The organism is Streptomyces sp. Ag109_O5-1, from assembly GCF_003814875.1.
GTDB classification, from domain to species: Bacteria; Actinomycetota; Actinomycetes; order Streptomycetales; family Streptomycetaceae; genus Streptomyces; species Streptomyces sasae.
In genome coordinates this window covers 1,365,841-1,386,684 of the sequence record NZ_RKQF01000001.1, presented here as the reverse complement: position 1 = coordinate 1,386,684, position 20,844 = coordinate 1,365,841, and the positions used below count along the sequence as shown (strand labels likewise).

18 protein-coding genes and 2 pseudogenes are annotated in these 20,844 nt (G+C 69.7%); 13 read left to right on the top strand and 7 right to left on the bottom strand.

Features of this window, described 5'->3' with window-relative positions; genetic code table 11:
- Window positions 1-36 precede the first annotated feature (36 nt).
- Window positions 37-777, bottom strand: a complete 741-nt coding sequence (locus EDD90_RS06340; protein ID WP_123972155.1) for a FadR/GntR family transcriptional regulator — start codon at window positions 775-777, stop codon at window positions 37-39.
- 123 nt (window positions 778-900) lie between these two features.
- Here EDD90_RS06340 and EDD90_RS06335 point away from each other — a divergent pair, with 123 nt between their 5' ends.
- The 11 genes and pseudogenes from EDD90_RS06335 to EDD90_RS06285 form a co-directional block, all read left to right on the top strand.
- A complete protein-coding gene (locus EDD90_RS06335) occupies window positions 901-1,932 on the top strand; it encodes an ABC transporter ATP-binding protein (protein ID WP_123972154.1) in 1,032 nt (343 codons plus the stop codon).
- Between the two features lie 39 nt (window positions 1,933-1,971).
- A complete protein-coding gene (locus tag EDD90_RS06330; RefSeq protein WP_185148959.1) occupies window positions 1,972-3,174 on the top strand; it encodes an ABC transporter substrate-binding protein in 1,203 nt (400 codons plus the stop codon).
- 3 nt (window positions 3,175-3,177) lie between these two features.
- A complete protein-coding gene (locus tag EDD90_RS06325) occupies window positions 3,178-4,041 on the top strand; it encodes an ABC transporter permease (RefSeq protein WP_123972152.1) in 864 nt (287 codons plus the stop codon).
- A gap of 18 nt (window positions 4,042-4,059) precedes the next feature.
- A complete protein-coding gene (locus EDD90_RS06320) occupies window positions 4,060-4,875 on the top strand; it encodes an ABC transporter permease (protein WP_123972151.1) in 816 nt (271 codons plus the stop codon).
- A gap of 88 nt (window positions 4,876-4,963) precedes the next feature.
- A complete protein-coding gene (locus tag EDD90_RS06315) occupies window positions 4,964-6,508 on the top strand; it encodes an amino acid permease (protein ID WP_123972150.1) in 1,545 nt (514 codons plus the stop codon).
- Window positions 6,509-6,650: 142 nt separating this feature from the next.
- On the top strand, window positions 6,651-7,646 hold the full coding sequence (locus tag EDD90_RS06310; protein ID WP_185148958.1) for a LacI family DNA-binding transcriptional regulator: 996 nt from the start codon (window positions 6,651-6,653) through the stop codon (window positions 7,644-7,646).
- Window positions 7,647-7,828: 182 nt separating this feature from the next.
- Entirely contained in the window at window positions 7,829-9,181 is a 1,353-nt protein-coding gene (locus EDD90_RS06305) for an ABC transporter substrate-binding protein (RefSeq protein WP_123972149.1), read from the top strand.
- A 5-nt stretch (window positions 9,182-9,186) separates the two neighbouring features.
- Window positions 9,187-10,143 carry a carbohydrate ABC transporter permease gene (locus EDD90_RS06300; protein ID WP_123972148.1) on the top strand — a complete coding sequence of 319 codons (957 nt, stop codon included), beginning with the start codon at window positions 9,187-9,189 and terminating at the stop codon, window positions 10,141-10,143.
- Window positions 10,140-11,021: a carbohydrate ABC transporter permease gene (locus tag EDD90_RS06295; RefSeq protein ID WP_123972147.1), complete on the top strand. Its 882-nt coding sequence runs from the start codon at window positions 10,140-10,142 to the stop codon at window positions 11,019-11,021. Before EDD90_RS06300 ends, EDD90_RS06295 begins: the two co-directional genes overlap by 4 nt.
- Window positions 11,022-11,051: 30 nt before the next feature.
- Window positions 11,052-12,677 (top strand): glycoside hydrolase family 13 protein, encoded by a 1,626-nt coding sequence (locus EDD90_RS06290; protein ID WP_123972146.1) that lies wholly within the window; start codon window positions 11,052-11,054, stop codon window positions 12,675-12,677.
- Between the two features lie 235 nt (window positions 12,678-12,912).
- Window positions 12,913-14,028, top strand: a pseudogene (locus EDD90_RS06285) (discoidin domain-containing protein); the annotation flags it as partial.
- Here the strand turns inward: EDD90_RS06285 and EDD90_RS06280 are convergent.
- Both EDD90_RS06280 and EDD90_RS06275 read right to left on the bottom strand, forming a co-directional pair.
- Window positions 13,997-14,812: an ABC transporter ATP-binding protein gene (locus EDD90_RS06280; protein WP_123980948.1), complete on the bottom strand. Its 816-nt coding sequence runs from the start codon at window positions 14,810-14,812 to the stop codon at window positions 13,997-13,999. The pseudogene EDD90_RS06285 and the gene EDD90_RS06280 sit on opposite strands and share 32 nt — an antisense overlap.
- Window positions 14,813-14,831: 19 nt before the next feature.
- Window positions 14,832-15,366: pseudogene (locus EDD90_RS06275) on the bottom strand (ABC transporter substrate-binding protein); the annotation flags it as partial.
- A gap of 193 nt (window positions 15,367-15,559) precedes the next feature.
- Here EDD90_RS06275 and EDD90_RS06270 point away from each other — a divergent pair.
- A complete protein-coding gene (locus tag EDD90_RS06270) occupies window positions 15,560-16,303 on the top strand; it encodes an IclR family transcriptional regulator C-terminal domain-containing protein (protein ID WP_123972145.1) in 744 nt (247 codons plus the stop codon).
- On the opposite strand, the gene EDD90_RS06265 is transcribed toward EDD90_RS06270, so the two are convergent.
- From EDD90_RS06265 to EDD90_RS06260, 3 genes are read right to left on the bottom strand one after another with little or no spacing between them, the layout of a single operon-like run.
- Window positions 16,254-17,192 (bottom strand): PDR/VanB family oxidoreductase, encoded by a 939-nt coding sequence (locus EDD90_RS06265; RefSeq protein ID WP_123972144.1) that lies wholly within the window; start codon window positions 17,190-17,192, stop codon window positions 16,254-16,256. The genes EDD90_RS06270 and EDD90_RS06265 overlap by 50 nt on opposite strands.
- Complete coding sequence (locus EDD90_RS55145; RefSeq protein WP_185148957.1) at window positions 17,189-17,359, bottom strand: hypothetical protein; 171 nt, start codon at window positions 17,357-17,359, stop codon at window positions 17,189-17,191. Before EDD90_RS55145 ends, EDD90_RS06265 begins: the two co-directional genes overlap by 4 nt.
- On the bottom strand, window positions 17,356-18,420 hold the full coding sequence (locus EDD90_RS06260) for an aromatic ring-hydroxylating dioxygenase subunit alpha (RefSeq protein ID WP_123972143.1): 1,065 nt from the start codon (window positions 18,418-18,420) through the stop codon (window positions 17,356-17,358). Before EDD90_RS06260 ends, EDD90_RS55145 begins: the two co-directional genes overlap by 4 nt.
- An 838-nt stretch (window positions 18,421-19,258) precedes the next feature.
- Between EDD90_RS06260 and EDD90_RS06255 the strand changes: the two genes are divergently transcribed.
- Window positions 19,259-19,528: a hypothetical protein gene (locus EDD90_RS06255; RefSeq protein WP_260327666.1), complete on the top strand. Its 270-nt coding sequence runs from the start codon at window positions 19,259-19,261 to the stop codon at window positions 19,526-19,528.
- Window positions 19,529-19,943: 415 nt separating this feature from the next.
- Here EDD90_RS06255 and EDD90_RS06250 read toward each other — a convergent pair whose 3' ends face one another.
- The gene (locus EDD90_RS06250) at window positions 19,944-20,825 is read right to left on the bottom strand and encodes a LysR substrate-binding domain-containing protein (protein ID WP_123972142.1); all 882 of its coding nucleotides are present in this window, start codon (window positions 20,823-20,825) and stop codon (window positions 19,944-19,946) included.
- Between the last annotated feature and the right edge of the window lie 19 nt (window positions 20,826-20,844).

The window sequence follows — 20,844 nt, the reverse complement described above, 5'->3', positions numbered from 1 at the left end:
TGCCCTCCAGCGGACGGGGGACCGGGCGCGGCGCGGCTAAAGGGCCAGACGCAGGGCGATGAGCCGCGCCGTCGAGTCCCGTACGCACCGCTCGGCCAGCTCCCTGGCCGATTGGTGCGCCCCATCCTGCACGGCCGAGATTACGGACCGGTGACGGTCCGCCACCTCTTCACGATATTCGTCGTCGCCGAGCACAAGGCAGAGCAGCGCCCCGACCTCCGTCTGGAGCGCGACCTGTTCCCGGGTGAGCCGTGCCGACTGCGCCGCGGCGGCCAGCTCCACATGGAAACGGCCGTACACCCGGCTGCGCGCCGCCGCGTCCGGCGCCTTGCACAGTTCCTCGGTGGTGCGCCTGAGCTGGTCGAGGTCGTGGTCCTCGGTGCGCTCGGCAGCGAGGTGGGCGGCCGTGCCGGACAGGGCCGCCCAGTGATCGCCGAGGTCGCGCAGCTCCTCCGAGCTCCAGCCGCGCAGGCGTTCCCTGAGCCGCTCCGCACCGGGAAGCTCGGGGAGGGAGACGAAACTGCCGCCGCCGCGGCCCCGGCGGGTGACGACCAGGCCCTGCTGGCGCAGTGCCATCAGCGCCTCCCGCAGGGTCACCGTGGACACCCCCAGCTGTCCGGCCAGCTCCGTCTCGCCGGGCAGCTGCTCCCCGTCGGCGAGCAGGCCGAGCTCGATGGCATCGCCGATCCGGCGCACGACCGCGTCGACCCGGGCGCCGCTGTCCACCGGGGCGAAGACGGCCTTTCGGGCGCCGCCGTCCGTCTGCTGCTGTCTCACGGCCCACCACCCTATGCGTTGACCCAAGCTTTACCTCAGAAGGGTCTTGAGCTCTGAACTATGACTTCATATCTTTCCGGTCACCAGGTGCAACGCAAGAAAGCGGCAGAAAGGTTCCCGCCCATGGAGGCCAGCGCGATCCGGTTGCGGGATCTGCGGAAGTCGTTCGGTGACACGACCGCCGTGACCGGAGTCGACCTGGAGATCCGCGACGGCGAGTTCTTCTCCATGCTCGGCCCGTCCGGCTCCGGCAAGACCACCGTCCTGCGGATGATCGCCGGCTTCGAGACCCCCACCTCGGGCGTGATCGAACTCGCCGGACAGGACGTCACGGGCCGCGCCCCCTTCGAACGGGACGTGCACACCGTCTTCCAGGACTACGCCCTGTTCCCGCACATGAGTGTCGAGCAGAACGTCGCCTACTCCCTCAAGGTCCGCGGCGTCCCCAAGGCCGAACGCCTGGTCCGCGCCCGCAAAGCGCTCGCCGAGGTCCGCCTGGACGGCTACGGCGGCCGCCGCCCCTCCCAGCTCTCCGGCGGCCAGCGCCAGCGCGTCGCCCTGGCCCGCGCCCTCGTCGGACGCCCCCGCGTCCTGCTCCTCGACGAACCCCTCGGCGCCCTCGACCTCAAACTGCGCGAACAGATGCAGATCGAACTCAAGGCCCTGCAGCGCGAGGTGGGCATCACCTTCGTCTTCGTCACCCACGACCAGGAGGAGGCCCTGACGATGAGCGACCGCGTCGCCGTCTTCCACCAGGGCCGCATCGAACAGGTCGGCACCCCCGCCGAGATCTACGAACGCCCCGCCACCGCGTTCGTCGCCTCCTTCGTCGGCACCTCCAACCTGCTCACCGGCGACACCGCCCGCCGGGTGCTCGGCCAGGACGGCACCCACAGCATCCGGCCCGAGAAGATCCGGGTCCTCGAGGAGAGCGCCGACCCGGACGGGGAAGGACACGCCGACGCCGTCGGCACCGTCGCCGAGGTCGTCTATCTCGGCGACGCCACCCGCTTCCTGGTCGACCTGGACGGCGGCGGCCGGCTCACCGCGCTCCAGCAGAACCTCGACACCTCCGCCGACGACGTCGCCGCCTACCGCGGCACCCGCGTCCGGCTGCGCTGGCAGCGCCGGCACACCGTCCACGTCCCCGACTGATCCGCCGTCCCTCGCCTCCGGATCCGCCGTCCCTCACGTATGGAGTACGTCGTGCGCCTCAACCGTCCCCTCGCCTCGGCAGCCGCGGCCGCCCTGCTGCTGGCCGCCACCGCCTGCGGCTCCTCCGGCTCCGGCGCCTCGACCGGGCTCAACCCGCCCGACCTCAAGCCGCTCGCCAAGCTCGGCAAGTCCGAGGGCGAGGTCAACCTGATCGCCTGGGCCGGCTATGTCGAGGACGGGTCCGACGACCCCAAGGTCGACTGGGTCACCGACTTCGAGAAGCAGACCGGCTGCCAGGTCCACTCCAAGGTCGCCGCCAGCTCCGACGAGATGGTCAAACTGATGAAGACCGGCGAGTACGACGCGGTCTCCGCCTCCGGCGACGCCTCCCTGCGCCTGATCGCCTCCGGCGACGCCGCCCCCGTCAACACCAAGCTCGTACCGAACTACAAGGACATCTTCAGCGGCCTGAAGAACGGCGCCTGGAACTCCGTCAAGGGCCAGATGTACGGCATCCCGCACGGCCGCGGCGCCAACCTGCTGATGTATAACACCCAGAAGGTCAGCCCCGCACCCACCTCCTGGTCCGCCGTCTTCGACGACGCGGCGAAGTACAAGGGCCATGTGACGGCGTACGACTCGCCGATCTACATCGCCGACGCGGCCCTGTACCTCAAGGCCACCAAGCCCGAGTTGAAGATCAAGGACCCCTACGCGCTCGACCAGAAGCAGTTCGACGCGGCCGTCGCCCTGCTGAAGCAGCAGAACGCGGACATCGGCGAGTACTGGAGCGACTACCTCAAGGAGATCTCCGCCTTCAAGAGCGGCGACTCCGTCATCGGCACCAGCTGGCAGGTCATCGCCAACCTCGCCGCCGGCGAGGGCGCCAAGGTCAAGGCCTTCGTGCCCAAGGAGGGTTCGACCGGCTGGTCCGACACCTGGATGGTCTCCGCCAAGGCCAAGCACCCCGACTGCGCCTACCAGTGGCTGAACTGGATCGTCTCCCCGAAGGTCAACGCCGAGGTCGCCGAGTACTTCGGCGAGGCCCCGGCCAACGCCAAGGCCTGCGCCCTGACCGCCGACAAGAACTTCTGCACGACCTACCACGCGGCCGACGAGAGCTACTGGAAGAACATCGCCTTCTGGAACACGCCCATCGAGCAGTGCCTGGACGGCCGCACCGACGTCAAGTGCGTGCCGTACGCCAAGTGGGTGCAGGCCTGGACCGAGATCAAGGGCTGAGCCATGACCGTGCTCACCCGGACCGCGGGGGCGCTGCACCGGCGCCCCCGGCTCCGCCTCGCCCTGCTGCTGACCGCCCCGCTGCTGTGGCTGGCCGTGCTCTACCTCGGCTCCCTGGCCGTCCTGTTCGTCTCGGCGTTCTGGACGACGGACTCCTTCACCTCGGAAGTCGTCAAGGTCTGGTCGACCGACAACTTCCACGAGCTGTTCACCACACCGGTGTTCCGGCAGGTCATCCTGCGCAGCGTCGGCGTCGCCCTCGCGGTGACCGCCCTGTGCGCGGTGATCGCCTTCCCGGTCGCCTTCTACACGGCGAGGGTGGCCAGGCCGAGCCGGCGCCCGCTCCTCGTGGTCGCCATCCTCACCCCGCTGTGGGCGAGTTACCTGGTCAAGGTGTACGCATGGCGGCTGATCCTCTCCGAGGGCGGCCTCGCCGACTGGATGCTGAAGCCGTTCGGGCTCAGCGGACCCGGCTTCGGGCTGCCGGCGACCGTGCTCACGCTGACATACCTGTGGCTGCCGTACATGATCCTGCCGATCCACACCGCGCTGGAGCAGTTGCCGGACAACCTGCTCGACGCGTCGGCGGACCTGGGCGCCCGCGCCTGGCGGACCTTCCGGTCCGTGGTCCTGCCGATGGTGCTGCCGTCGGTGGCCGCCGGATCGGTGTTCACCTTCTCGCTCAGCCTCGGCGACTACATCACCGTGCAGATCGTCGGCGGCAAGTCCCAGCTCATCGGCAACCTCGTCTACGCCAACATCGAACTCAACCTGCCCATGGCCGCCGCGCTCGCCACCGTCCCGGTCGTCGTCATCGTGCTGTACCTGCTGGCGATGCGGCGCACGGGGGCGCTGAGCAGCCTCTGACGACGGGTGCTACGTCACATGCCACTCTCCCGGTCCGCCCGTATCGCCCTCCGCGTCGCCGCCGCCCTCGGCTTCGCCGTCATCTACGTGCCGCTGCTCCTGGTCCTCGTCAACTCCCTCAACCCCGACCGCAGCGCGAGCTGGCCGCCGCCCGGCCTGACCACCCGCTGGTGGACGGTCGCCTGGCACAGCTCCGGCGCCCGCGACGCACTGTGGACCTCGGTCAAGGCCGGGCTCGGCGCCACCGCGATCGCACTGGTGCTGGGCACACTGGCCGCCTTCGCCGTCGCCCGGTACCGCTTCTTCGGCCGCGACGCGCTCTCCTTCGTGGTCGTGCTGCCGATCGCGCTGCCCGGCATCGTCACCGGCATCGCCCTCAACTCGGCGTTCAGCACGGTCCTGCAGCCGCTCGGCGTCGGACTCGGCCTGTTCACCGTGGTCGTCGGACACGCCACCTTCTGCGTCGTGATCGTCTTCAACAACGTCGTCGCCCGGCTGCGCCGCACCTCCGGCAGCTACGAGGAGGCGGCAGCCGACCTCGGCGCGGACACCTTCCGCGCCTTCGTCGACGTCACCTTCCCGCTGGTGCGCTCGGCGCTGCTCGCGGGCGGACTGCTCGCCTTCGCGCTCTCCTTCGACGAGATCGTGGTGACGACGTTCACCGCGGGACCGGGGGTGCAGACCCTGCCCCTGTGGATCTTCGACAACATGACCCGGCCCCAACAGGCGCCGGTGGTGAACGTGGTGGCGGCGGTCCTGGTCCTGCTGTCCGTCGTTCCGATCTACGTCGCCCAACGCCTGTCCGCGGACACGGCCACGGCAAGCCGGGTCTGACCGGGGCGACCCGGGAAGCCACGTCCTGACGAACACCCAAGCCGGATATCGGGGCACCTCCCGAACCCGAACCCGAAGGAGTCCCCGCATGTCGACGAGCCCTCCGCCCACCGCCGTAGAACCCGTCGAACCCGTCGGGCAGGACGCGGCGGATGCCGCGCAACTGGCCGCTCTCGGCTACCGGCAGCAGCTGACGCGCGCGCTCGGCCTGTGGCAGAACTTCTCGGTCGGTTTCACCTACCTCTCTCCTCTCGTCGGCGTGTACTCGCTGTTCGGCTACGGCCTGGCCACCGGCGGCCCGGTGTTCTTCTGGTCGATTCCGATCGTCCTGATCGGCCAGGGGCTGGTCATGCTGACATTCGCCGAGGCCTCGTCGCAGTACCCGATCGCCGGCGGCATCTACCAGTGGACCAAGCGGCTCGTCGGCCCGCGGTACGCCTGGTTGTCCGGCTGGATGTACACCTGGGCGTTGCTGATCACCATCACCTCGGTCGCCTTCCCGATCGCGGGGTACGCCGGACCGCTCCTCGGCTACCCGGTGAACCACGCCACGACGGTCCTGACCGCGGTGGTCGTCATCGTGCTCTGCGGCGCCGTCAACCTCGCCGGAGTCAGACGGCTGGCGTTCGCCGCCACCGCCGGTGTGGTCGCCGAGGTCGTCGGCACCGTCGTCCTCGGTCTGTACCTGCTGTTCTTCCACCGCCACCAGGGCATCTCCGTCATCGGCCACAACCTCGGGGCCGGCGGCTCCGGCGGCCAGGTCGGCGCCTTCCTGGCCGCGACGCTGTTCAGCGTGTGGATCTTCTTCGGATTCGAGGCGTGCGGCGACATCGCCGAAGAGGTCAAGGACCCGTCCAGGAAGATCCCCCGGGCGATGAGCATGACCCTCGCCGTGGGCGGCCTGGCCACCGTCATCCTGACGCTCGGTCTGCTGCTGGCCGTCCCCGACATGGGCGCCGTGCTCAGCGGCAAGGACACCAACCCGATCGGCACGATCCTCGACGCCTCGCTCGGTACCGTGGGCGCCAAGTTCGCCCTCGCCCTGATCGTGCTCGGCTTCATCTCCTGCGTCCTCGCCATCCAGGCGGCCGCGACCCGCCTGGTCTACTCCTTCGCCCGGGACGGCGTCATCGCCGGCTCGCGCGCGTTCTCCACGATCCACCCCACGTTCCACATGCCGCCCGGCGCGATCGCGGTCGCCACCGTCGTCCCGGCCGGAATCACCCTGTTGCCCTCCGCGTCCGTGGCCCGCATCATCACCTTCGCCGTCGTCGGCATCTACCTGGGCTTCCAGAGCGTCGTGCTCGCCTCTGCGATCGCCCGGGCCCGCGGCTGGCAGCCGTCGGGAGCCTTCCGCCTGGGCCGCTGGGGCTGGGCGGTCAACCTGCTGGGCCTGGTCTACGGCGTGACCGCGATCATCGTGCTCAGCATCAAGACACCGGCCAACGGCACGGGATTCTTCGACCGCTGGCTCGTCCCCATCTCGGTCGGCATCGTCCTCGGAGCGGGAATTCTCTACCTGCTCATCGCGCGCCCCCGCGAGCACATCCGCGACGACGCCCGCGTGCCCACACAGGCGGCGGAGCCGGTTGCCACGGGCACCGAGCCCACCGAGCCCACCGAGTCCGCGTAACGACAGCCCCACCCCGCCCCCGACGGTGACCGGCACGGCCGGCAGCCTCCTCGCTGCCGGCCGCTCCGCGTGTGCCGTTGCGGCACCATGAGTCCGTTGGTTTACGCAAAAGGCTTGCGTTACTTGCGCTAGTCTTGCGGTTATGACGCGACGACTTGCGGAAGTGGCCAAGAAGGTCGGGGTCAGTGAGGCCACGGTCAGCCGGGTGCTCAACGGCAAACCCGGGGTCTCCGAGGCCACCCGGCAGGCGGTGCTCTCCGCCCTGGACGTCCTCGGCTACGAGCGGCCCACCCAGCTGCGCGGTGAGCGCGCCCGGCTCGTCGGTCTGGTCCTGCCCGAGCTGCAGAACCCCATCTTCCCGGCGTTCGCCGAGGTCATCGGCGGCGCGCTGGCCCAGCTCGGGCTCACCCCGGTGCTGTGCACACAGACCAAGGGCGGGGTCTCCGAGGCGGACTACGTGGAGCTGCTGCTGCAACAGCAGGTCTCCGGCGTGGTGTTCGCCGGCGGGCTGTACGCCCAGGCCGACGCGCCGCACGACCACTACCGGCTGCTCGCCGACCGCAACATCCCGGTGGTGCTGGTCAACGCGGCCATCGAGCACCTCGGCTTCCCCGGCGTCTCCTGCGACGACGCGGTGGCGGTGGAGCAGGCCTGGCGGCACCTCGCCTCCCTCGGCCACGAGCGGATCGGTCTCGTCCTCGGCCCCGCCGACCACATGCCGTCGGCCCGCAAGCTGGCCGCCGCGCGCACCATGGGCGACCTTCCGGACGCGCACGTCGCCCGGGCCATGTTCTCGATCGAGGGCGGTCACGCGGCCGCCACCCGGCTCATCGACCGGGGTGTCACCGGCATCATCTGCGCCAGCGATCCGCTTGCGCTCGGGGCGATCAGGGCGGCCCGCCGCAAGGGCATGGACGTCCCGTCGCGGGTGTCGGTCGTCGGTTACGACGACTCCGCGTTCATGAACTGCACCGAACCCCCGCTGACCACCGTCCGCCAGCCCATCGAGGCCATGGGCAGGGCGGCCGTGGAGCTGCTGAACGCGCAGATCAACGGCAGCGCCGTGGCCCGCGACGAACTGCTCTTCGAACCCGAACTGGTGGTCCGCGGCTCCACCGCGCAAGCACCCCGCGACTGAGAAACAAGGAGAGACAAGGAGAGACAAGGAGATCCACGGAGGCATTCAAGAGATCCAGCTGGCTGTCGAATAATTACAGATTCTGCGCGACATCTTGCGGACGTATGGCGCCGGTGCTTGAGTGTGCGACGCCCACCGGTCCCGGTGCGGCGCCCAACGCTCCTGTTCTGGGGGGTCCACCGATGTCCAGCACCGGGTTCCGCCGTGCTCTCGTCGCGATCGGCGTCTGCTCGTCCCTAGCGCTCTCCGCCTCGGCCTGCGGGTCGGGTGACGACGACGCGGGGAGCGGCAAGACGAAGATCACCGTCAACTGCGAGCCGCCGAAGAGCGCCAAGGTCGACCGGTCGTTCTTCGAGCAGGACATCGCCGCCTTCGAGAAGAAGAACCCGGACATCGACGTCGTCGCGCACGACGCGTTCCCCTGCCAGGACCCGAAGACCTTCGACGCCAAGCTCGCCGGCGGCCAGATGGAGGACGTCTTCTACACGTACTTCACCGACGCCAAGCACGTCGTGAACATCAACCAGGCCGCCGATCTCACGCCGTACCTCAAGGATCTGAAGAGCTACGACACCATCCAGAAGCAGCTGCGCGACATCTACACCGTCGACGGCAAGGTCTACGGCATCCCGCGCACCGGCTACTCCATGGGCCTGATCTACAACCGCAAGCTCTTCCAGCAGGCCGGCCTCGACCCCGACCAGCCCCCGACGTCCTGGGACGAGGTCCGCGCCGACGCCAAGAAGATCGCCGCACTCGGCAACGGCACCGTCGGATACGCCGACTACAGCGCCCAGAACCAGGGCGGCTGGCACTTCACCGCCGAGCTGTACTCGCAGGGCGGCGACGTGGTGTCGGCGGACGGCAGGACGGCGGCCGTGGACACCTCCGAGGGGCATGCCGTCCTGCAGAACCTGCACGACATGCGCTGGACCGACAACTCGATGGGCAGCAAGCAGCTGCTGATCATCAACGACGTGCAGCAGATGATGGGTTCGGGCAAGCTCGGCATGTACCTCTCCGCCCCGGACAACATCCCGATCCTGGTCAAGGAGAAGGGCGGCAACTACGACGACCTCGCCCTCGGCCCGATGCCCGGCGGCAAGGCCACGCTCATCGGCGGCGACGGCTACATGTTCAACAAGAAGGACACCCCCGCCCAGATCCACGCCGGCCTCAAGTGGCTGGACTCCATGTTCCTCACCCCGGGCGACGGCTTCCTCGGCGACTACGCCCGCGCCAAGCAGAACAACGCCCCGGTCGGCCTGCCCGAGCCGCGGCTGTTCACCGGCACCGCCGACGCCAAGGACCAGCAGGTCAAGAAGGCCAACGCCAACGTCCCGGTGAAGAACTACCAGGCGTTCCTGGACGGCAACCAGTCCCTGCAGATGAAGATCGAGCCGCCGGACGCCCAGCAGATCTACTCCGTCCTCGACGGCACCGTCTCCGCCGTCCTCACCAAGAAGGACGCCGACATCGACCAGCTCCTCAAGGACGCCAACGACAAGATCGACGGCATCCTGGCCCGGGGCTGACCACCATGACCAAGACGGCCGAGCGCCGGCCTTCCCCCGCGGCGGTCGGCGCCCGACAGGTCCCGGCGCCGCCCCCGGCAGGGGACCGGAGGCGGCGCCGGCTGCTCGACCAGGCCCGCGCCTACGGCTTCCTGCTCGGCGGACTGATCTGCTTCGCCCTGTTCTCCTGGTACCCGGCGATCCGCGCGGTCGTGATCGCCTTCCAGAAGTACACGCCCGGCTCGTCCCCCGAATGGGTCGGCACCGCCAACTTCACCCGGGTCCTGCACGACCCCGAGTTCTCGGCGGCCTGGCGCAACACCCTCACCTTCACGCTGCTGGCCCTGCTGATCGGCTTCGCGATCCCCTTCGTCCTCGCCCTGGTCCTCAACGAACTGCGGCACGCGAAGGCGTTCTTCCGGGTCGTGGTCTATCTGCCGGTGATGATCCCGCCGGTGGTCAGCGCCCTGCTGTGGAAGTGGTTCTACGACCCCGGAGCCGGCCTCGCCAACGAGACCCTGCGCTTCCTGCACCTGCCCACCTCGAACTGGTCCAACGGCGCCGACACCGCGCTCGTCTCCCTGGTGATCGTCGCCACTTGGGCGAACATGGGCGGCACCGTCCTGATCTACCTGGCCGCCCTCCAGTCCATCCCCGGCGAGCTGTACGAGGCCGCCGAACTCGACGGAGCCAATCTTCTGCAGCGCATCCGGCATGTGACGATCCCTCAGACCAGGTTCGTCATCCTCATGCTGATGCTCCTTCAGATCATCGCCACCATGCAGGTGTTCACCGAACCGTTCGTGATCACGGGGGGCGGCCCGGAGAACGCCACGGTCACCGTGCTCTACCTCATCTACAAGTACGCCTTCCTCTACAACGACTTCGGCGGTGCCTGCGCGCTCAGCGTGATGCTCCTGGTGCTGCTCGGCATCTTCTCCGCCGGTTACCTGCGGCTGACCCGATCCGGGGAGGACGGATGAGCAGCGCCACCCGCACCCTGATCTCCCCTGCGACGCTGGCCCGCCCGCGCGGCAAGGCGATCTACTGGACCGTCTTCACCGGAGTCGTCGTCCTCTTCGCGCTCGCCTTCCTCTTCCCCGTGTACTGGATGGTGACCGGCGCGATGAAGTCCCCGGACGAGGTCGCCCAGACCCCGCCCACCCTGATCCCGAAGCACCTGCACATCTCCGGCTACACCGACGCCTGGGACCTGATGCAGCTCCCGCAGCACCTGTGGAACACGGTGGTGCAGGCCGCCGGCGCCTGGGCCTTCCAGCTGGTGTTCTGCACGGCGGCCGCCTACGCCCTGTCGAAGCTGAGACCGGCCTTCGGCAAGGTGATCCTCGGCGGCATCCTGGCCACCCTGATGGTCCCGGCCCAGGCCCTGGTCGTCCCCAAGTACCTGACCGCCGCCGACCTGCCCTTCATCCACACCAGCCTGCTCAACGACCCGCTCGGCATCTGGCTGCCGGCCGTCGCCAACGCCTTCAACCTGTATCTGCTGAAGCGGTTCTTCGACCAGCTGCCGCAGGACGTCCTGGAGGCCGCAGAGATCGACGGCGCCGGAAAGCTGCGCATCCTGTGGTCGGTCGTCCTGCCCATGTCGCGGCCGGTCCTCGGGGTCGTCTCGATCTTCGCCCTGGTCGCGGTCTGGCAGGACTTCCTGTGGCCGCTGATGGTCTTCTCCGACACCGACAAGCAGCCCATCAGCGTGGCCCTGGTCCAGCTGTCGCAGAACATCCAGCTCACCGTGCTCATCGCCGCGATGGTGATCGCCAGCATCCCGATGGTCGCGATGTTCCTCGTCTTCCAGCGGCACATCATCGCGGGGATCAGCGCGGGCAGCACCAAGGGCTGACGCCCTTCCTTCGACAGAAAGGCACGCACCGTGGGACAGCCCAGCCATGCCCCGAAGGGCCACGAGGACCGCGAGGACCGCGACTGGTGGCGGTCGGCCGTCATCTACCAGGTGTACGTCCGCAGCTTCGCCGACGGCGACGGAGACGGCACCGGAGACCTCGCGGGCGTCCGCGCCAAGCTGCCGTACCTCGCCGGACTCGGCGTGGACGCACTCTGGTTCAGCCCCTGGTACCCGTCACCGATGAAGGACGGCGGCTACGACGTCGCCGACTACCGGGCCATCGACCCGGTCTTCGGCACCCTCGCCGAGGCCGAGAAACTCATCGCGGAGGCGCGCGAGCTGGGCATCCGGACGATCGTCGACATCGTCCCCAACCATGTCTCCGACCAGCACTCCTGGTTCCGGGCGGCGTCGGCGGCGGGCCCGGGCAGTCCCGAGCGCGAGCTGTTCCACTTCCGGCCGGGGCGCGGCGCGAACGGCGAACTCCCGCCCAACGACTGGCCGTCCCAGTTCGTCGGCTCCACCGAACCCGTCTGGACCCGGCTTCCCGACGGCGAGTGGTACCTCCACCTCTTCACCCCCGAACAGCCCGACCTCAACTGGGCCCACCCCGCCGTCCGCCAGGAGCACGAGGACATCCTGAGGTTCTGGTTCGAGCGGGGCGTCGCCGGCGTCCGCATCGACTCGGCCGCCCTGCTCGCCAAGGACCCCGACCTGCCCGACCTCGCCACCCACCCGGAGCCGCACCCCTTCGTCGACCGCGACGAACTCCATGACGTCTACCGCTCCTGGCGCGAGGTCGCCGACGTCTACGCCGGTGTCTTCGTCGGCGAGGTATGGCTCCCCGACACCGAACGTTTCGCCCGCTACCTGCGCCCCGACGAACTCCACACCGCCTTCAACTTCTCCTTCCTCTCCTGCCCCTGGGACGCGAACCGGCTGCGGACGTCGATCGACACCACCCTCGCGGAACACGCGCCGGTCGGCGCCCCCGCCACCTGGGTGCTGTGCAACCACGACGTGACCCGCACGGTCACCCGGTACGGCCGTGAGGACACCGCCTTCGACTTCGCCGCCAAAGCCTTCGGCACCCCGACGGACCTGGAGCTGGGCACACGCCGGGCCCGCGCGGCCGCCCTGCTGTCCCTGGCCCTGCCCGGCGCGGTGTACATCTACCAGGGGGAGGAGCTGGGGCTGCCGGAGGCCGAGATCCCGGTGGACCGCATCCAGGATCCGATGTACTTCCGGTCCGGCGGCACCGACCCCGGCCGCGACGGCTGCCGGGTGCCACTGCCCTGGGCGGCCGATCTGCCGTATGCGGGATTCGGTTCACAGGCGGAGCCCTGGCTGCCGCAGCCGGCCGGCTGGGCCTCGTATGCGGTCGACCGTCAGCAGGACGACGCCGGCTCCATGCTGACCCTCTACCGGCGGGCGATCGCCCTGCGCCCCGTCTTCGGCCACGGCCCGCTGACCTGGCTGCCCGCCCCCGAAGGCGTCCTCGCCTTCACCCGCGCCGCTGGCGTGACCTGCGTGGTCAACCTCGCGCCCGCCCCCGCTGAACTCCCCGACCACACTCGACTCCTGCTGACCAGCGGCCCGTTGGACGACGAAGGCCGTCTTCCGCAGGACACGGCGGCCTGGCTGCTGAGCTGAACCGCCGGCGCGCATCCCGCTGTCCCCGAGCACCCCCCACCAGGAAGGGATCGGCACATGCACAGCACCATGGTCAGATCTGTCAGGAGCATGCCATCCGTGGCCGCGGTGGTGGCTCTCGCCGCCGGCATGCTCGTCGCCATCGCCGCCGCCGCCCATGCGGCGGCGGGCGCCAGTGTGCCCTTCACCTCGGTCGAGGCGGAGTCGGCGACCACCACCGGCACCAGGATCGGCCTTGCGCAACCAGGGCGACGACTCCCTCGCCATGTGGTCGCTGTACTCGCCCGACACCAACTCCAGCTTCTCGAACAACACCATCTCCCAGCCGAACCTCGCCAACGGCATCGCGATCTACGGCGGCACGGACATCTCCGTGAAGAACAACCTGATCTCCGACACCGACGCCCTCGGCAGCGGCATCGCCATCTCCAACCAGAAGTTCCTCGACCCCTTCAACCCGCTGGCCGGCACCATCACGGTCGACGGCAACACGCTCGTCCGCACCGGCGCGATGAACCCCAACTGGAACCATCCGATGGGCGCGTTGCGCGTCGACTCGTACGACAGCGCCATCAACGCCACCGTCAGCATCACCAACACGACGATCACCGACAGCCCGTACAGCGCCTTCGAGTTCGTCTCCGGCGGCGGGCAGGGCTACCCGGTCCGCAACGTCACCGTGGACGGGGCGATCGTGCGGAACACCGGGACGGTCGTGGTCCAGGCCGAGGCCCAGGGCGCTGCGACCCTCCGCAACGTCACCGCCACGAGTGTGGGCGCGGCCGGCATCTACAACTGCCCCTACCCCTCCAACTCCGGCCCCTTCGCGCTCACCGACGGGGGCGGCAACTCCGGGTGGTCCAGCACCTGGTCGGACTGCTCGACCTGGCCGACGCCGGGGCAGGGCAATCCCGACCCGGACCCGGGCCGCAACCTCGCCAAGGGCCGCCCGGCCACCGCCACCGGCTCGCAGGACGTCTACACGCCCGGCAAGGCCGTCGACGGCGACGCGAACAGCTACTGGGAGTCGGCCAACAACGCGTTCCCGCAGTCGCTGACCGTGGACCTCGGCTCCTCCTACGCGGTCCGCCGGCTGGTGCTGAAACTGCCCCCGCTCTCGGCCTGGAACGCACGCACCCAGACCATCACCGTGCTGGGCAGCACCGACGGCTCCAGCTACTCGACGGTCGTGGGTGCCACGGGCTACCGCTTCGACCCGGCCACCGGCAACACCGTCACCGTCGCCCTGCCCGGCTCCACCAGCCTGCGCTATCTGCGGCTCACCGTCAGCGCCAACGACGGCTGGCCGGCCGGGCAGTTCAGTGAGGTGGAGGCGTATCTGACGTCGTGACCCCCGGCTCCCGGGGAACCCCGCGCTTCGCCGCCTGGATCTGCTCGTACACATGGGTCCGCAGCTCGGCGAAGCGCGGGGCGACCCGGGTGTGCAACTGGTCCCGCCGGTCCGGCAGATCGACCTTCAGCTGCTCCTGGACGACGGTGGGGGAGGCGGACAGGACGATCACCCGCTGGCCCAGATAGACCGCCTCGTCGATGTCGTGGGTGACGAACAGGATCGTGATCCCGCGTTCCCGCCACAGACCGAGGTCCAGGTCCTCCAGGTCGGCCCTGGTCTGGGCGTCGACGGCGGCGAACGGCTCGTCCATGAGGAGGACCCGGGGCTCGTAGGCGAGGGCACGCGCGATCGCCACCCGCTGTTGCATACCGCCCGAGAGCTGCCAGGGGTAGGCGCCGGCGGCGTCCGCGAGACCGACCGAGCGGAGCGCGTCCGTGACCAGTTCCTTTCGCCGCTCGCGCGTCAAGTCCTTCTGTTTCAGCGGGAGTTCGATGTTCGCGGCGACCCGCATCCAGGGGAACAGGCTGCGGCCGTACTCCTGGAAGACGAACGCCATCCCGGGCGGTGGCCCGGTCACCCTCCGGCCCTCCAGGAGGACTTCGCCGCCGGTCGGGATGAGCAGTCCGCCCATGCACTTGAGAAGAGTGGTCTTGCCGCAGCCCGACGGGCCGACCAGACAGACGAGTTCGCCCGCCTCCACGGTGAAAGTGAGGTCCCGTACCGCCTCGACCCGGCGGCCGGACCCCTCGTAGACCTTGTTCAGGCCGGGTACGTCGAGCATGACCCGCCCCTCCACGATGCTCACCGAACTGCACCTTGTCCGGATCGCCGCCCGCCTTGCGGACCGACTCGCGTACGGCGGTCTCATTGATGTTCTTCAGCGTGTTGACGGCGACCTTCTTGCCCTCCAGCTGTCTCGGCGAGGTGATGCTGCTGCCCTTCTTCACGACGAGCCCGCCGAAGTCCTTGCCCGCGACGCCCGTCGAGGCCACGCCGTTGGCGATCGCCTGCACCGGCACGCCGTTGGACCGGGCGATCATCAGCGAGGTCACATTGGAGAACCCGAACTGGAACTGACCACTTGTCACACCCGGCACGATGGCCGCACCGCCCTGCGCGAGCGTCATCGACAGCGCCAGACCGCGCTTGCCGAAGAAGCCCTCCTTCTGGCCGAGATAGAGGGGGGCCACATCGACGATGGGGATGATTCCCACCTTGACGGTGGTGGTGCCGCCCGACGAGGGCGAGGTGGACGACGAGCCCCCGGAGGAGCCGCAGGGCCGCCGTGGCGAGCAGAAAGATGCCGGTCGCTAGACCGGCGAGCAGACGACGCATGGCTCCTCCTGTGCAGACAACGGTGTTCCGACAGGCTGTGCGCTGTGCGCACAATGGCGCTCGGTTGGTGCTCAGCGGGAAGGTAGAACCGGCTGGACGACCCGGTCAATGGGTTTAGCTGACAAAATTGTTGACAGTTATCGAACCGCGCTCTCACCGTGTTCTCGGCCTGTGTCGGACCGGGGAGGCGCCGATGTCCAGTGATGCCCGCGCACCGTACTTCGTCAGGTCCTTCGAGCGCGGCCTGGCCGTCATCCGCGCCTTCGACGCCGAGCATCCGGCGCGCACGCTCAGCGAGGTGGCCCGCGCCTGCGACCTGCCCCGCGCCGCCGCCCGCCGCCTGCTGCGCACTCTCGCCGACCTGGGCTACGTGCACTCGGACGGCCGCCGCTTCCGCCTCACCCCGCGCGTCCTGGAGCTCGGCCACGCCTATCTCTCCGGCCTCGACTTGCCGAGCCTTGCGCAGCCGCATCTGGAGCAACTCGTAGCGGTGGCGGGGGAGTCGGCCGCGCTCTGCATCCTGGACGGCGACGCCGTCGTGTGCGTCGCCCGGGTCCCGGCCCGGCAGGTGATGGCGGCGACGATCGCAGTGGGAGCCCGCTTTCCGGCCCACGACACAGCGGCGGGCCGGGTGTTGCCGGCGCGGGCGTCGGAGTCCCCCTCGTCCCACGCCAGGGTGATACGGCGTCAGGGGTACGCGATCCTCGACGGCGACCCGGAGAGCGGGGTCAGAACGCTGGCCGCCCCGGTACGGGACCGGAGCGGCCGGGTGGTGGCCGGGGTGACGCTCGCGATGCACTCCGGCCGGACCTCCGCTGCGAGGGCCCGCCGCGAGCTGCTGCCGCGCCTGCGGGCGGCCGTGGCGGCGATCGAGGCGGACCTGCGGATCACAGATCGAGCACCAGACGCTCCCCCCGGCAACGCGACACACAGATGAGCATGGTCTCCCCGGCCGCCCGCTCCTCCTCGGTGAGCACCGAGTCCCGGTGGTCCGGGGTGCCTTCGAGGACATCGGTCTCACAGGTGCCGCAGGTGCCCTCGGTGCAGGAGAAGAGCACCTCGACCCCGGCGGCCCGGACGGTGTCGAGCACGGAGACGCCGGGTGCGACGGTGAGACTACGGCCGCTCTGCGCGAGAACGACCTCGAACTCCCGCTCCCCGCCTGCCTGTTGCTCCTTGGGCTGGAACCTTTCGACCCGCAGCACGCCCGCCGGACAGCGGGCCTCCACCGCGTCCAGCAACGGCCCCGGACCACAGCAGTAGACCAGCGTGCCGTCCGGGACGACGTCCAGTACCGGGCCGAGATCCAGCAGCCCGGTCTCGTCCTGCGGGGCGACGGTGATCCGCTCCCCGCCGTACCGCGCCAACTCGTCGGTGAACGCCATGGACTGCCGGGTCCGTCCGCCGTACAGCAGGGTCCACTCGGCGCCCGCGGCCTCGGCGGCGGCGAGCATCGGCAGGACCGGGGTGATCCCGATGCCGCCCGCGACGAACCGGTAGCGGGACGCCGGTTCGAGACGGAAGTGGTTGCGCGGCCCGCGCACCCGCACCTTGTCCCCGACGCCCAACTGCTCGTGGACGTAGGCGGATCCGCCCCGCCCGTCGGGCTCCCGGAGCACCGCGATCCGCCAGGCGGTACGGTCCCCGGGGTCCCCGCAGAGCGAGTACTGCCGCTCCAGCTCCGGCCCGAGCAGGACGTCGAGATGCGCCCCCGGCTCCCAGCCCGGAAGCTCTTCGCCGAGGGGGTGCCGAAGGGTGAGGGCGAGGACACCGTCGGCCGCCGACACCCTTTCGCTGACGATCAGTTCGGCCTCGTACGTGCTCATGCGGTGCTCTCCGGGGGCTGGTGTCCTTCGGGGTGGCCGAGCATCCACTCCCACATCTCGACCGGGTCCTGGGCGGTGTGCTCGGCCCCGCAGTGACAGGTGCCGTGCAGCACGTCGGTGCCCGGCAGCCAGTCGATGCGGTAGACCTCGCCGGTCGGTGTGCTCACAGGACCTTCTCCACGGGCTTGTCGCCCTCCTCGACCAGCCGGGCGAGGATACGGCGGGCGGCGAGACCGCCGGTGTCGATGTTGATGCTGAGCTCCTGGTAGCCGGCACGCTCCGAACCCAGGGTCCGCTGCAGGAGGTTGAGGGCGTCCACGTCCTGCATGACCACCGTGTGGTTGTTGCCCCGCAGGAACTCGGTGACCTCGGCGTCATCCGTCGCCCAGTCCCGGGAGACCATCCAGAAGTCGTACACCTTGCCGTCCGAGGATGGGGTGATCGCATAGGTGATCTCGGTGTGGAAGCCGTTCGGGTCGCTGCCGTCGGCCTCCGGCACCACACCGACCGGCGCGATCCGGCTGTGCAGCAGATACAGGCACGGCGCGTGGTACTCGATGTCCTGCCAGCGGGTGATCCGGCCCTCGATCCCGGTCGAACGGGCGTAGAACGGCGGGCACTCGGCGTCGTCCATGTGCCGGCTCACCCGCACGATCCCCGCGCCCTCGTCGACCTCGGTCGTGATGGGCGTCTCGGCGACCTCGGGCGTGCCGATGTAGCCGCCGTGCAGATAGGTCTCGTGGGAGAGGTCGAGGAGGTTGTCGACGAGGAGGCCGTAGTCGGCGTCGATCGGCTCCATGCCCCGGACGGTCGTCCAGCCGGGGGCGTCGAGGTGACGCGCGCGCGGGATGGACTGCGGGTCGGCGAGCGCCGGGTCGCCGATCCACACCCACACCAGGGAGTCCTGCTCGACGACCGGGTAGGAGGCGACGCGGGCGGTACGCGGGATGCGTTTCTGCCCCGGCACATACACACACGCGCCGGTCCGGTCGTAGGTGAACCCGTGGTACCCGCACACGATCCGGTCCCCGTCGAGCCCGCTCTCCGACAGCGGGTAACGGCGGTGCACACAGCGGTCGTTGAGGGCGACGGGCGCACCGTCCTCCTCGGCCCGGTAGAACACGAGCGGTTCCCCGAGCACCGTCCGCCCGAGCAACTCCCGCCCCACCTCATGACTGTAGGCGGCGACGTACCACTGGTTCCTGGCGAAGGCGGTCGTGTGAGGCATGGGGTTCCCGTCCCTGTCGGCGGGGCTCCGTCGCCCCGCGTGCCGTGGTTGGAATCAGGGTCGTGAGGCTTGTGTCGGCTCGGCAAGGTGGCTTCTGTCAGGCGGAAGGACTTCTGTAAAGAGGCTGGTCAGAGCCCTGTTCTGTCAGCCCCTAGTCGCCAGAGTAGGTGGCCCGGGTGGTGCTGCTGTTCGGTTCGCGCTTGGGTTGGCCGGAGAGGGCGACGGCGAGTGCGACTACTCACTGCGTAGCGTTAATCGCCCAAACACGTCCGCTTAATTGCGAATGTGATACCCATCTGTTGATGGATGCCCGATACAGCGGCAAGAATCATCATCACTGCAGCTCAACTACTGATCGTTTTGGAGTCTGGGGTTCTCGGGTCGAATCCGGCTCGAATCCGCACCCTTTTAGGCTGTTGAGCGTGTCGCCGCTGGTCAGGGTGGTGTGAGGTCACGTGCTGGTTCGCCTCGCGTACGGGGACGGCGCGACGAGCAGTCGGACCGATGAGCCGCTGAAGAGGCGCTGAGTGGCTGTGGTCGGCTGCCAGGGGCAGGGGGCTCACCAGCGGATTCTTCGCTGGTGGTGCACGCCTTTCGTGGTCATGTCCTGCGGACATGTCTTCAGGCGGGGCGGCTGACGTGCGACGGCCGGGGAATGGCGGTTCCTGGCCGAGCCCGACCTGCCGGGCGGCAGGGGCCATCCAGGAGACGGGTGGTAGGCGGGTGGCGTGGCCGAGGCCCCGCCGCCTCGCGAGGTGCAGCCGGCGCTCTCGCAACATCCGGTACGCTGCTGCGGATCCCGGTCACCGCCACCGGAGCCCCGGGCCGGATCCACACCGTGACCAGCGGCCTCACCGGCGTCGGCGACTTCAACTTTCTCAACGACCGCACCGACGTGGTGTTCGCCGCGCAGAACGGCCTCAACCAGGTCGCGGTCGTCCATCCCGACGGGGCCACCGAGACCGCCCTGACCGCGTCGGACGGCCTCGCTTCACCCACCTCCGTGGCGGTACGCGGAAACCGGCTCTACATCACCGACGCCGGTTTCGCCGAGCCCCACGACGCGAAGGTGCAGCGCGGAACGATCAACCCCGCCGTACTGAACTGAGGCCCGGCCTCCTGAACCTGCCGCCGCCGGGACCGGCAGCAGTGCCTCCCCCGGATTCCGGCAACCAGGTGCAGCCGAATCGAATGATCACACTGAACGGCCGGAAGTGACCGGGATGCGATCGAAGATGGTGCTCGTGCAGCTCTACCCGGCCGCTCCTTCAGGGGCCGGCCGACCCCGCGGGCGTCGATCCGGGCCAGACTCTTCGCGCTGCCCGACGAGACCGCGGCGCGCACCGGCCACGGCGACTTCCTGGTGAGGATGAGTTTCCGTAAAGGCCGAGCCCAGGGGGAGGGACAGCCGTTGGGGTGGCAGCTTCGCAGGCCGGCGCCCACCGGGCCCACTGAATCACCCGACGTTGCCAGGCGGGGTTGTCGCGCCAAGTGCGGGGCCTTGTCCGGCGTCGGTGGACGTCTCAGAACATCGCCTGGATGATCCCCACGGTGCGCGCCAGGTGCGGCTCGGAGCGGTCCGCGCGGTGGGCGACGGCCAGCTCCACGCGGGCGTCGGCGCCGGCCAGCGGCAGATAGGTGACGCCGTCGAGCGCCAACGCGGTCACGGGCTCGGGCACGACCGCGACGCCGAGGCCGCCGGCCACGAGCGTGACCAGCGTCGAGGTCTCGCCGACCTCGTGGCGGATGCGCGGCTCGACACCGGCGTCGCGCAGAAGGCCCAGCACCACGTCGTACATCACCGACCGGCGGTCGGCGGAGTGCACGATCAGGTCGGCACGGGCGAGGTCCGCTGCCCGCAGGCGTTTCCGGCGGGCGAGGGGGTGGTCGACCGGTACGGCGACGACGAGCCGGTCCCGGCGCAGAGTGTGCACGGTGAGGGAGAGGTCGGCCGCCGGAGGACGCAGCAGGGCGACGTCGATCGCGCCGGTGCGCAGCGCGTCGGCCTGGTCGGGCGCGAGCATCTCGCCGCGGAAGGAGAAGTCGACGCCGGGAAGCTCCTCCGTGAGCCGCCGCGAGAGTGCGGGCAGGAGGCTGTACGTCGCCGAGCCCACGCATCCGATCGCGAGGTGGCCCACCGAGCCGGCGGCGACGAGCCGTGCGTGGTGGGCGGCCTCGTCGACGTCGGCGAGGATCGCGCGCGCCCGCTCGAGGTAGGCCCGGCCGGCCTCGGTGAGGTCGACCCGGCGTGTGGTGCGGTGGAGCAGCTCGACGCCGAGCTCGGTCTCGAGCTGGCGGATCTGCTGGGAGAGCGGCGGCTGGGCCATGTGGAGCCGCTCGGCGGCGCGACCGAAGTGGCGCTCCTCGGCCACCGCCACGAAGTACCGCAGGTGACGCAGATCCATATGTCTTCCATATCAATCG